The organism is Bradyrhizobium sp. Arg237L (assembly GCF_029990105.1).
Taxonomy (GTDB): Bacteria; Pseudomonadota; Alphaproteobacteria; order Rhizobiales; family Xanthobacteraceae; genus Bradyrhizobium.
On sequence record NZ_JAQMIL010000132.1, the window covers coordinates 1 to 11,454 of the forward strand.

Below are 11,454 nucleotides of genomic sequence, written 5' to 3' on the forward strand. Positions count from 1 at the left end.
CCGTGCTTCGTCGGCGATGCCGACCCGCTGCTGGTGAGGGTGCCGGGCACCGACCTGCACATGTACGGAACAGTCTGGCTTCTCACACAGGGGGAGACACGCAAGACGAAGCGCGTGCGGCTCTTCGCGGAGTTCGTATCCCGCAGGCTCGCCGCGTACGCTCCACTTCTCGCGGGGCTGTCCTTATCGCGCGACTGACGCTCGGCAGGTCGCCGACGACGCTTTGCGGTGGACAAGTGCCTGCAAGCGGACATCCCCCACGTCCGACATGCGTCATTCGCGACGGGGCCGGGCCACCAGGAATCCGGCAATGTCCCTTATGCCGCCATGAAGCGGAAGTAAATTCAAAGCATTAGCAGGACCGCGACCGGCCACCGGGGGTTGGTGGCGCTGCTCTAAACGTGATTCAAGCTCCGAAACCGGAGCCTCGAATCATGCGCTACGAACTCAGCGACTACGAATGGACCGCAATCAAACCGATGCTGCCGAACAAACCGCGTGGGGTTCGGCGCGTAAACGACCGTCGCGTGCTCCGTGGCGCGACCTGCCCGAGACCTATGTTCCCGCACCACTTGTTACAATCGCTTCGTGCGGTGGCGACGGGCTGCGTCTGGGACCGGATCATGGATGCGCTGGCCGCTGGTCATGATGCGGCAGTGCAGATGATCGATACCTCCGTCGTGCGCGTGCACCAGCACGGAGCGTGTATCTCGGACAACAATCACCAAGCTATGGGTCGCTCGCGAGGAGGCCTCACGAGCAAGATTCACGCGGTGGTCGACACCAATGGTCTGCCGGTCCATCTCGCGCTGACGCCCGGTGAAGCGCATGATAATCGGCTGTGTTCGGTTCTCCTCAGCGCCTTGCTCCCACAAACGATGTTACTCGCGGATCGTGGATACGACGCGGACTGGATCAGGGAGCTTGCCCGCCAGCAAGGAGCATGGGCGAACATTCCGCCGAAACGAAATCGCAAAGACCCGATCTGCTTCAGCCCGTATCTGTATCGCGCGCGGAACTTGATCGAACGGTTCTTCAACAAAATCAAGCAATGTCGGCGTGTCGCAACCCGATATGACAAACTCGCAGCCAACTATCTGGCGTTCGTCAAGCTCGCATCAATCCGAATTTGGTTGCGTGCTAACGAGTCCACGCCCTAGCCTCGAAAAATCGCTAACCGGTGCTTATGCTGCATCGCGGGCCCCTGCCCGCGGACGGCCTGAGTGGCTAGTACCGAGCACCTATACTGCGGATAGTTGGAGCGCATCGAAGACATGTATCGCATCGAGCGTATTCGTCCATCAGTTACTCAAGGCAAAAAATCCAATTTCTTCGGCGCCGGCAACAATCCTTTGCTCCGTTAGAAGCTCGAATTCGCTTTAGAACGATGCGCACCTTGCATAGCATGTCTGGATCTGCCGTACTTCGACCAAGCGATGAACTCGAACAACGATCATAGGGCTCGGCATCAGAGTCTCCCGATACCGTGCCGAGACCATGGTCGCCGGGGCCGCCCTAGGCTCCGCCTCCCACCGTGCCGACAATGACATCCTTGCCGTCGCGGATGGCTTGGTGAAGGAACGGCCTGCCCAGTAACTCGCCGCGTTCGTCGAACTTGAGGTCCTGACCGGCACCAGTGAAATCGATGGGCTCGTTTCTTCGGATGAGCGCCAGAGCTTCGGCACCCGTCGCCACCTTGGTGCCAGGCCCGTTCGTAACCGGGATGATCTGCTTGGCGAACTCAACAGGATTAGCGGATTTCGCCTTCTCTATGGCGACCGCGAGAACATTGATGGCATCGTACTGAAGCGCGGCGAACGGAAATACGGTGCCATCGGGTGCACCCAATGCCTTTACAAAGGCCTTGTATTCGGGTCTATCGAGTGGGCTGATCGGCTGCACATGCTCGATGCCTTCCGCAACTTCCTTGCCGACGTTCTTGACGAACGCGCTGCTGCCGTCGACGCCAGCTGCGGCTGCAATGGTAAGCGAAAAGACCTTGCCCTTGTAACCGCCTCGGTAGATCTCCTTCGCGATCGACGTAAACTGATTGACGTAACCCGGGACAAACACCGCATCCGGGTTCGCGGCAAACACCTTTTCGATTTCGGCCCGATAGGAGGGCTGGTCGGGCTTGAATTCCACATTCGATATCACGGCGCCGCCGCCATCCTGGATCGTCTTCAGGAAGGACGGGATCATCGTGGCGACGAATGGATTTTGCAGGTGAAGCAGGCCGATCTTCTTATAACCTCCATTCAGGATCGCACGTGCGGCCGGTGCTCCCCAGCTGGAAGCTCGGGCCTGGAAGCGCCAGACCAGCCCCTTCGTATCGCCCTCCGTCACTTCGTCGGCTGAACCCAGTACGGTGAGGACCACGTTTTTCTCGAGCGTCAACGGCCGGACTGCCAAAATGGGCGCCGATCCCCACACGGCCGTTACGGCAACGACCTTGTCGATATCCAAAAGCTTACGCGCCGCCTTTACGGCCGCGGTCGCACTGGTTTCATCATCTTCGATGAACAACTCGATCTTGCGTCCGCCGAGAACACCGCCCGCGTTGTTGATTTCATCCGCGGCAAGCTTGGAGGCCTTGACGATATCGGCGCCGTAAGGCCCTCCGCCACCTGTCAGCGGTGCCAGAACGCCGATCCGGATTGTCTCGCCGGATTGGGCGCGTGCAAGCGACGATATAAACGGGGCCAGCGCAATACCGCCCATCAACGCCCGGCGCGAAATCAGGTGATGCATGTCATTTTCCTCTTTTATAAACTGAAAAGTCGCTACTCGGCCGCCTCGCGCACGACGACGCCGTCCTCGATGTCAAATTGCAAGATGTCGTTGAAGCGGTTGAACGCGCCGGAGAGCGCTGTGCGCCATGTCAGCTCGACGATCTGGGCTTCGCTGAAATGTTGGCGCAGCCGGACGAAGATCTCGTCACGAGTCTTGTTCCAGCTATTGGTGACGGCGATGGCGTATTCCACCACCAGCTTGTCCAAATCATCAAGTTCAGGGTGGTTATGATAGTCGAGCAGCCGCTCTGCCCCCTCTTCCGATACGCCCTGAATAGCAAGTTTGGGTGCATGGTGGGATACGCAGTATGTGCAGCGATTAAGGAGAGAGACCGTCACGAGCGCCAATTCAAGATACCGTTTCGGCAGCACGGCCTCCTCAGACAAGTCGACCAGCATGGACCAGATATGCTGAAAGATCGGCGGCCGGTGCGCCATGACCCCGGCCTGGTTCTCAAACGCACCGTAGCTGGTCATCTTGTCCCAGAGCGGCTTGAGGCCGGCGGGAATATCCTCTTTGGTCTTTATCGAAATGCGCGACATGATGGCGTCTCCTATCAGTGCGTGACGTTTGGATTGGAGGGCTTGCGGGAAGACAAGCGATATTCCGATGACAGGCCATTTGGCCTGAACATCAGCATGACGATGAGCCCAGCCCCGATCAGGACCAGCCGGAGCGAGGCCGCTTGCTGTGCAGAGAAATACGGCACGAAGTCCTTGAGAAACCGCGTTCCTTCGAGCAGCACCATCACGGTGCAGGCCCCGAGCAGAAGACCGCGGTTGGAGCCTTTGCCACCGACAATGACACTCATGAAGGCGTAGACCGTGACAAATCCCGCGAACTCGCCGGGATCGATGTAGGTGAAATAAAACGCATGCAAGGTGCCCGCGAGGCCGATAACCGCGCCGCCGATCGCGAAAGCCTTCACGCGCAACGATAAAACGTCCTTACCCAATGTGGCGGCCACGACATCGTCTTCGCGCACGGCGCGGAGGGCGCGCCCAAAGGGTGAGCGAATGATGCGATCGAGCAGAAGGTAGACAAGGGCGATGAGTGCGAGACAAACCACGAGGAAGAAGGTTTCGTAACGCTCGCCGCCGACCAGTTCGACGAACGGCCTTGGGATGTCGCGGATGCCATTGGCGCCCCCTGTCAGCCATGTCTCGTTGGTCAACACCAACCGCACCGACTCCGAGAAAGCAAGTGTCGTAATCGCGAGATAGTCTTCGCGCAGCTTGATCGTGGCGAGCGACACCAGGGCCGAAATGGCCGCTGTCGCGGCAATAGCCGCCGCCGTAGCTGTTACTCCATCGACCCCTTGTTTCGAGAGTATGGCCGCCGTGTAGGCGCCTACCCCATAAAAGCCCGCCAATCCGAAATTGATCATGCCTGCCTGCCCCCACTGAATATTCAGCGCGAAGCCAAGCAGCACGGCCAAGGACACGAAGGTGAGGATTGCGACAAGGTATCCGATCATCGCCGAATCCTCGCAACGCCGAACAGTCCCTGCGGACGAAGCAGCAAGACAAGTGCAAGAACGACGAAGCTGATCCCCTGCCGGTAGGTCGTGGAGACCGCAAGAGCGGAGGTCTCCTCGACAACGCCGATGATAAGGGCACCGACGACTGCCCCAAACGGATTACCGATCCCGCCGACCACGGCCGCCGCGAATACGGAAACGAGGTAATTTGTTCCGATGAGCGGATCGACAATGCCATCGAGGGCGATCAGCATGCCCGCAAAGGCGGTCAAAACCCCGGAGATGGCCCAGGTCCAATCGACCGTGCGTTCCCGCTCGACGCCGCGAATCTCCGCCAAGTCCGGATCGTCCGCGATCGCGCGCATGGCACGCCCGAGGCGGGTGCGTCTCAGGAGCACAGCAACCAGGGCCATTGACGTGAGCGTCACGATCAGGATCACGAGTTGCTCGTGATTAAGCCGTAACCCGTTCCACAAGAGTGGCCGGGCGACAGGCACATCGAGAGTGCGTACATCGGCGCCGAAAGCAAATCGGATGATGTTCTCCAGCACGAAGGCAACGCCCATCGAGGCGACCAAGAGCGTGATGTGATCGGCATGCCGGATGTGACGGTAGATTCCTCGGTCGATGCCAACCGCGATAAGGGCCAGGGCTGCCGCCGCAATCGGCGCAGCCAGCAGGATGGGCGCGCCGAGCGAGGCGTTTACGGCATAGGCGAGGTAAGCGCCCATCGTGATCATCGCGCCGATGGAAAAATTCGCAAAATTGAGAATGCCATAGGTGAGCGAGAGTGCGATCGCGGGAAGCGCAATCAGCAAACCCGAGACCAGACCGTTAAGCAGCGCTTGCATCATCGCTGGTATCCTGCTGAAGGAGTTCGCCTCCTGCCTTTGTTCCTCCGAGGAACAGTGATTTCACCTTTGCATCGGACAGGAAGGCCGCGGCCGACCACATGCCCTTGATTTCACCACCCGCCAGCAGCAAGGCGTCATGCGAAATACGCATCGCCTCGATCAGGTTCTGTTCGATCATGATCACCGTGACGCCGGTGCGGTTCACCGCGGCGACAGCGTCGAGCATCGTGGTGACATAGCGCGGCGAGAGACCGGCGGAGGGCTCATCCAGCAGCAGGGTCGAGGGTCCGGCAATCAGCGCGCATCCCATCGCCAGCATCTGCCGCTGCCCGCCACTGAGCGTGCCGGCCGGCGCTTCGGTGCGCGGGACCAGGTCCGGAAAGAGATCGAGCACACGCTGTCGAGCTGCAGCAAACGCGCCGCGCGCGGCTTTCCGGTGAATGAACTCGAAACCGATACTGAGGTTTTCCTCGACGGTAAGGTTCTTGAAGACATTCCGCTCCTGTGGAACATAACCAAGTCCGGCTGCGGCGCGCGCGGGCGGCGGCAATGCTGTGATGTCGCGCGCTCCTATCCGAATTGTCCCCTGGCGAGGCCGCAGCAACCCTGCCATCGTCTTCATGAGGGTCGACTTGCCCGCACCGTTCGGTCCGGCGATGGTGGTGATCCGCCCCGGCTTTGCCTGCAAGCTTACCGTGCGGACGATGTCGGTTGCGCCGTAGCCCGCGGAAACAGACTCCAAGCGCAAAGATCCGGATACGCTGGTCATGCCTTTACCCCGAGATAGGCCTCGACGACGCGGCTATCGCTAGACACCTCGGCGAATGAGCCCTGCGTCAGGATTTTTCCTGCAGCCATGACATAGACATGGCGGCAAAGGGCCGCGACCACGTCGAGATCGTGCTCAATAATTAGGAAGTCCACGCCTTCGTCCGCGAGGCCGCGAATGGTGTCGATCAGGATCGCTTCCATGGCGGGTGCGACGCCGGCGGCGGGCTCATCAAGTAGCACGAGCCGTGGCGAAAGCATCAAGGCGCGACTAATCTCAAGGAGCTTTTTCTGGCCTCCGGAAAGCGCCGATGCGGGCTCGTCGGCGAGGCGCCAGAGATTGACTTTCAGGAGCGCCCCACGCGCCACCTCGATGGCCGCTTCCTCCTCACGGCGAACCCGGCCAGCTCGCGCAAAGATGCCCGTAAGGGTTTCGCCCGTCTGGCGGGGACGGGCAAGCAGCAGATTCTCGAGCACGCTCAGTTGCCCAAGCTCCCGCGAAATCTGAAACGTCCGCACAAGCCCACGGGATGCAAGCCGATGCTGGGGAAGCGCAGCAACCGCCTCTCCATTCAACCATACGCCTCCGCTGGTCGCGCGCTCGACACCCGAAATCACGTTGAGAAGCGTCGTCTTTCCTGCGCCGTTGGGACCGATCAGCCCGGTAATACGGCCATGTGGCAAATCCATATCGACGCCCGCGACGGCATCGAGCCCGCCATAGGATTTGGTCAAGCCACGGATCGCGAGAAGTGGATGCGCCTCCTCCACGCGGTCGGAGGATGCGCGGAAAGGCGTGGGGGTCGGTTCAGGAATCGTCCGAAACGCAAACCGACCGGACGAAGTCTCGACCGAAGCACTCATGCCGGAACATTAGGAGGCTTTGGAGCGCGCAGCGCATGACCGCGAAAATAAAAAGATTTTCCTCCCTGTCCTGCTCACGGCAGGCCAATCCTGTCGCGGTTGCGGCCGAGCGGGATGGGCTTGTTTCACGCCATCTTGAGCGACTTCGCTGCTTAAGTCTGCAGATGGCCACGAAGCGTTGCGGCGGCATAGTCCTGCCGGAACACGCCGAGACGCTGCAGTTCCGGGACCACGCCATCCACAAAGACAGCAAAGGAGTCGGGCAGGAAGGCTGGTGAGATCACAAAACCGTCCGCATCGCCGGAGGTGAAGATGTCCGCAAGCTCATCGGCAACTTGTCGCGGCGTTCCGCAAATCTGCGGCACGAGGACGCTTTGCCCGTATTTCCGGCCAATTTCGCGCAGGCTGAGCGCATTGTCCTTCGCGATCCGGGACGCCATGGCGATCAGGCTCTGGGTGCCGGTGCTGTGCAACTGTTCGACGGGCGCGTCGAGGTCAAGTTCTTTCAGATCGATGTTGGCATGGGCCGATAACGTCGAAAGTCCGACCAGCGGATTTACAAGGGCATTAGCTTGATCCCGCTTTTCGAAGGCCTCTTCGCGGCTGCGGCCGACGAAGGGCATAATGGCAATGAGCGACTTGCAACCGCCCTCGACACGGCCCAACCGGGCCGCTTCCTCGTGGATCGCCTGCGTCGATCGTCTCATGTGCTCACGCGTCGGCGCAATGTTGAAGATGACCTCGGCCCATTTGACCGCGAAGGCACGCCCCCGGTCGGATGCGCCCGCCTGGATGATGACGGGCCGCCCCTGCGGTCCGCGCGGGATATTGAGCGGCCCCCGCGATTTGAAGTAGGTGCCGACATGGTTCACGTAATGCACCTTGGCCGGATCGGCGTAGAGGCCTTTGGCCTGGTCCAGCTGCAAGGCGCCTTCGTCCCAGCTGTCCCAGAGTTTCGAGATCAGCTCCATGAATTCGTCGGCCCGGTCATAGCGCTGATCGTGGCTGAGGTGGCTTTCCAAACCGAAATTGAGCGCCTCGCCGTCGTTCATCGAAGTCACGACGTTCCAGGCCACGCGACCATTTGAAAGGTGATCAAGCGTGCTGAACTCACGTGCGAGATGATAGGGTTGGTCGTAGGTGGTGGAGCGGGTCGCACCGAGGCCGATATGATGGGTTGTCGCCGCCAGCGCGCCAAGGATGGGCACAGGATCCATCCGCGTTGAATCCTGATCGCCATACCGGATACCGATCTCCTTGTCGCCGCCGAAGCGGTCCGCAATCGCGAGGCGATCGGCGAAGAAGATCAAGTCGAACTTACCGCGCTCCAGGGTTCGCGCCACCTCCGTGTAGTAGTCGAGGGAGAGAAACGGAACGGCGTGTGCGGGATTGCGCCAGAGCGCATGGCTGTGCGCGACGGGCCCGGCGATGAGAAAGCCGGCGAGACTCATATGACGGGACGACACTAATTCACTTCCACCTAAGGGAAGCGCCATAGCTAACAAATCCGTCTGCCCATGGCGATAGGAGGCGCTTGCCGCTCGCAAAAAGGAAGTCCATCCTAAACATTTCCTATTTTCAAGGATAATTCGAGCGACTTTACCAAGCTTAGTAGATCAACATCCCATGAGCTGTCGTGCTCAAAGAGACCGAGGTCGCCGGTTGGAGGGGCCCGGCCATTTTACTCGGCGACTATGGCCATCAGCGCGGTCTGCGGCATGCGAAGGACGGGCGACAACCAGCCCTTCCCCTGCAACGGTTTCTCCGCCGCTTTCGCCATCTCGGACTTCTTGAGTGAAGCGATGTTTTCGGCGGCTTCGTTGCCCACCCCTCGCGGACGGCTTCAAGAATACCTCGCACCGGCACACGTTCAACATTCCCGCCCCCAGGTAGGAACGTAGAACTTGGCTTCGAGGAATGGAGCTCAACCGCAACCATTGTGCTGCCCACAGCGGTCGCGGAGGCTCCCAAGGGGCATATGGCGGCCCGTCCCGCGGCCCCGCGCAGCAGTTCACTGCTTCGGATGGAGGTTCGCATGGTTGACGAGACCGAGGAGGAAGTGTCGCCCGAGAGGGCAGCCGAGATCCTAGGCATTTTGAGACCTCTCGTTTACCAGAGGATGGATGCGGCAAGCTGCCGTATCGCGTGGTCGGGACCGACCGGAGAATCCGTGCTGACGACGTCGTGACGTTGAAGCGGCTGGAGGACCAGCGGCGTTCCTTCGCAGCGGCCCTTTCGGCCGACACGGAATATCTCGAAGAGCACTATGCCCAACCCAGTCAAAGCTCCTCTCGCGTCTAAGACTGACAAAGCGCTATCAGTGAGGACCGCTCAGATGCCCCAACAGCAGCGTGAAACCCGAAAGACGGTGCTAGGCACCATCGGCTCCGGGAACGTGTTCGCAGACCTTGGTCTTCCAGATGCTGAAACCCTGCTCCTAAAGGCAAAGCTCGTCTCCAAGATCGACGAGGTCATCAAGCAGCGCGGGCTCACTCAGGCCGAAGCCGCCAAGATCACGGGCCTGTCGCAACAGGAGCTATCCGCGCTCCGAAGTGGCCAAACCGACGATTACAGCCTGGAGCGCCTTCGTGGACTGCTTAGCAAAAGTGTAAACTAGAGAGCTGCAAATGAGCTCCAATCGAATGCTAAGTGTGATCTGGGACGACGCGCCCCGACAACTGTGCCGCACTGCGCAAGCTCATCGCGTCACTTCAGCAGGCCCTCGTCGAGTAAGGGCGGCCGGCACCGGATTGAACGGCCTGACCTTTCAAGGCTGCTTATGGGAGTAGAGCGGACGTCCTCACGGCATGATCCAACCGACGCAAATGACCCCAAGCAGACATTGCCAGAGCGTAGGGACGTGCAGCCAGCTCGATGACGGGTTGCTATCCCATCCAATGTGGGGTGGGCAGATTCTTCTTGCGCAAGAATTCTGGGTTGAACAGCCTGGATTGATAGCGCTGTCCGCCATCCGCGAGGATGGTCACGATGGTTTTGCCTGGACCGAGGTCGCGCGCAAGCCGCATGGCTCCAACGACATTGATAGCGCTCGAGCCACCCAGCACCAGCCCTTCATGCTCGATCAGATCGAATAGAACAGGCAAGGCTTCCTCGTCCGTGATCTGATATGCCGTATCAATTGGTGTGCCTTCCAGGTTCTTGGTCACACGTACTTGCCCGATACCTTCGGTGATTGACTCTCCTTCTGTCGTCAGCTCGCCTTTGGTAAACCAATTGTAGAGAGCGGCCCCCATGGGATCGCTGAGCGCAATCTTAATGCCGGGATTTCGTTCTTTAAGGGCTCGCGCGACCCCACCCAAAGTACCGCCGCTCCCGACGGCACAAGTAAAGCCGTCGATTCTTCCGCCCGTTTGTTCCCAAATCTCCAGCCCAGTTGTGCGGTAGTGGCCCTCGCGATTGGCAACGTTGTCGAACTGATTAGCCCAGAACGCACCGAGTTCTTCGGCGAGCTGACCGGAATAGCGAGCGTAATGACTGGGATTTGAATAGGGAACGGCGGGGACCAGTCGCAGGTCTGTACCGCACAACCGCAACATATCCTTCTTCTCTTGACTTTGCGTGTCAGGCATCACGATCACGCTTCGATAACCGCGTGCATTCGCGACGAGCGCAATGCCGATGCCGACATTTCCGGCCGTGCCTTCGACGATGATACCGCCCGGCCCGAGCTTGCCGCTTCGCTCAGCATCGTTGACCATGGCGAGGGCCGCGCGATCCTTGATCGACCCACCAGGATTGAGAAATTCGGCCTTGCCGTAGATCTCGCAGCCTGTGGCCTCTGACGCCATTCGCAGCCTAATCAATGGCGTATTGCCGATGGAATCCAAAAATCCCGTTCGGATACCGTTCATCACCTGCCCACCTTAGCGCAATCGCAACTTTAGGCTGCTCAATGGACAATTTCGTCCTGTAGTTCGGGCGATATAGGCAACGAATTTGGCGTCAAACCCACCCAATCGACAATTCTATTCTGCGCCGTGTTTCATTTCCGCTTGTGGCCCCAAAGCCCCACGCATGGCCGCTTGAGCGTCTCTTGTTGGGAGACAAGCGGGCATCCAGGCCCTCAATCCGAACGTTGAACTGGGTCATCGCTGGGACGAAGGTCGGCTATCGCCCTCCACGTCAGCCCTCCGATAGAACGTCGCCGCGACCTTCCTGGGATCCATCACCGGCTTCACGCCGGCGGCCGCGAGCTCCTTCTTGACCACCAAACCACCCCTTGCCGGAAGCCCCAAGTGAGACCATATTCCGCCTCATGTGAGGATGGAGACGATGATGCTCGCTTTCGGCAATGTGGCGGATGTGTTGGGCTTGGGCACCAAACAGCGGCTGTCCGACTCGCCTTTCGCACTGATCACCCGGATCGAGGGCGGTCTGCCCGTGGCGGCCCTGGACCGGGTTGCACGCCTCCTGGCGCCGGACGACGCCCAATTCAAATACCGGCTCGTTCCCAAGGCGACCTATGAGCGCCGCAAGGCTGCGCACAAGCTTTCCGCGGAGGAAGGCGGACGGCTCGCCCGCGTCGCCCGCGTTTGGGCACTGGCGCTCGAGGTCTGGCAAGCGGAGGCTGCCGCCCGCGACTTTCTGTTCCGGCCGCATCCCATGATCGAGGACAAGCGGCCCATCGACGTCGTCATCCAAAGCGAATTCGGGGCCGAGTTGGTCATCGATATT

Annotated in this window: 12 protein-coding genes and 2 pseudogenes; 5 read left to right on the forward strand and 9 right to left on the reverse strand. The window is 59.9% G+C overall.

All coding sequences use genetic code 11. The features are described from left to right. Together OZ411_RS41680 and OZ411_RS41685 are read left to right on the forward strand one after the other, a co-directional pair. A pseudogene (locus tag OZ411_RS41680) lies at nt 1-198 on the forward strand (LysR family transcriptional regulator); the annotation flags it as partial. A 236-nt stretch (nt 199-434) separates the two neighbouring features. Further along, nucleotides 435-1,160 (forward strand): annotated as a pseudogene (locus tag OZ411_RS41685) (IS5 family transposase). A 355-nt stretch (nt 1,161-1,515) separates the two neighbouring features. Here the strand turns inward: OZ411_RS41685 and OZ411_RS41690 are convergent. The 8 genes from OZ411_RS41690 to OZ411_RS41725 form a co-directional block, all read right to left on the reverse strand. Then, the gene (locus tag OZ411_RS41690; RefSeq protein ID WP_282532606.1) at nt 1,516-2,751 is read right to left on the reverse strand and encodes an ABC transporter substrate-binding protein; all 1,236 of its coding nucleotides are present in this window, start codon (nt 2,749-2,751) and stop codon (nt 1,516-1,518) included. Between the two features lie 32 nt (nt 2,752-2,783). After that, complete coding sequence (locus OZ411_RS41695) at nt 2,784-3,335, reverse strand: carboxymuconolactone decarboxylase family protein (RefSeq protein WP_282532607.1); 552 nt, start codon at nt 3,333-3,335, stop codon at nt 2,784-2,786. A 14-nt stretch (nt 3,336-3,349) separates the two neighbouring features. Beyond that, entirely contained in the window at nt 3,350-4,270 is a 921-nt protein-coding gene (locus tag OZ411_RS41700) for a branched-chain amino acid ABC transporter permease (protein WP_282532608.1), read from the reverse strand. After that, nucleotides 4,267-5,127, reverse strand: coding sequence for a branched-chain amino acid ABC transporter permease (locus OZ411_RS41705; protein WP_282532609.1), 861 nt, complete (start codon nt 5,125-5,127; stop codon nt 4,267-4,269). The genes OZ411_RS41700 and OZ411_RS41705 overlap by 4 nt, the downstream gene beginning before the upstream one ends. Then, complete coding sequence (locus tag OZ411_RS41710) at nt 5,108-5,869, reverse strand: ATP-binding cassette domain-containing protein (protein WP_282532610.1); 762 nt, start codon at nt 5,867-5,869, stop codon at nt 5,108-5,110. The genes OZ411_RS41705 and OZ411_RS41710 overlap by 20 nt, the downstream gene beginning before the upstream one ends. A 23-nt stretch (nt 5,870-5,892) precedes the next feature. Further along, nucleotides 5,893-6,759, reverse strand: a complete 867-nt coding sequence (locus OZ411_RS41715; RefSeq protein WP_282532611.1) for an ABC transporter ATP-binding protein — start codon at nt 6,757-6,759, stop codon at nt 5,893-5,895. Between the two features lie 152 nt (nt 6,760-6,911). Then, nucleotides 6,912-8,210: an LLM class flavin-dependent oxidoreductase gene (locus OZ411_RS41720; protein WP_282532612.1), complete on the reverse strand. Its 1,299-nt coding sequence runs from the start codon at nt 8,208-8,210 to the stop codon at nt 6,912-6,914. 230 nt (nt 8,211-8,440) lie between these two features. Next, a complete protein-coding gene (locus OZ411_RS41725) occupies nt 8,441-8,587 on the reverse strand; it encodes a hypothetical protein (protein WP_282532613.1) in 147 nt (48 codons plus the stop codon). Nucleotides 8,588-8,794: 207 nt separating this feature from the next. On the opposite strand from OZ411_RS41725, the gene OZ411_RS41730 reads away from it, so the two are divergent. Next, on the forward strand, nt 8,795-8,947 hold the full coding sequence (locus OZ411_RS41730; protein ID WP_282532614.1) for a hypothetical protein: 153 nt from the start codon (nt 8,795-8,797) through the stop codon (nt 8,945-8,947). 147 nt (nt 8,948-9,094) lie between these two features. Continuing rightward, nucleotides 9,095-9,376, forward strand: coding sequence for a helix-turn-helix transcriptional regulator (locus OZ411_RS41735; protein ID WP_282532615.1), 282 nt, complete (start codon nt 9,095-9,097; stop codon nt 9,374-9,376). A 268-nt stretch (nt 9,377-9,644) separates the two neighbouring features. Here the strand turns inward: OZ411_RS41735 and OZ411_RS41740 are convergent, their stop codons facing one another. Then, nucleotides 9,645-10,631 carry a cysteine synthase A gene (locus OZ411_RS41740; protein ID WP_282532616.1) on the reverse strand — a complete coding sequence of 329 codons (987 nt, stop codon included), beginning with the start codon at nt 10,629-10,631 and terminating at the stop codon, nt 9,645-9,647. Between the two features lie 424 nt (nt 10,632-11,055). On the opposite strand from OZ411_RS41740, the gene OZ411_RS41745 reads away from it, so the two are divergent. Next, nucleotides 11,056-11,454 (forward strand): antitoxin Xre-like helix-turn-helix domain-containing protein (locus tag OZ411_RS41745; protein ID WP_282532617.1); only part of this gene is annotated, 399 nt, incomplete at its 3' end.

What these genes read in the sequence shown, in the direction of transcription:
- OZ411_RS41695 (WP_282532607.1), bottom strand. Translation starts at nt 3,335, where the DNA reads ATGTCGCGCATTTCGATAAAGACCAAAGAGGATATTCCCGCCGGCCTC.
- OZ411_RS41740 (WP_282532616.1), bottom strand. Translation starts at nt 10,631, where the DNA reads ATGAACGGTATCCGAACGGGATTTTTGGATTCCATCGGCAATACGCCA.
- OZ411_RS41730 (WP_282532614.1), top strand. Translation starts at nt 8,795, where the DNA reads ATGGTTGACGAGACCGAGGAGGAAGTGTCGCCCGAGAGGGCAGCCGAG.
- OZ411_RS41735 (WP_282532615.1), top strand. Translation starts at nt 9,095, where the DNA reads ATGCCCCAACAGCAGCGTGAAACCCGAAAGACGGTGCTAGGCACCATC.
- OZ411_RS41700 (WP_282532608.1), bottom strand. Translation starts at nt 4,270, where the DNA reads ATGATCGGATACCTTGTCGCAATCCTCACCTTCGTGTCCTTGGCCGTG.
- OZ411_RS41715 (WP_282532611.1), bottom strand. Translation starts at nt 6,759, where the DNA reads ATGAGTGCTTCGGTCGAGACTTCGTCCGGTCGGTTTGCGTTTCGGACG.
- OZ411_RS41690 (WP_282532606.1), bottom strand. Translation starts at nt 2,751, where the DNA reads ATGCATCACCTGATTTCGCGCCGGGCGTTGATGGGCGGTATTGCGCTG.
- OZ411_RS41705 (WP_282532609.1), bottom strand. Translation starts at nt 5,127, where the DNA reads ATGATGCAAGCGCTGCTTAACGGTCTGGTCTCGGGTTTGCTGATTGCG.
- OZ411_RS41720 (WP_282532612.1), bottom strand. Translation starts at nt 8,210, where the DNA reads ATGAGTCTCGCCGGCTTTCTCATCGCCGGGCCCGTCGCGCACAGCCAT.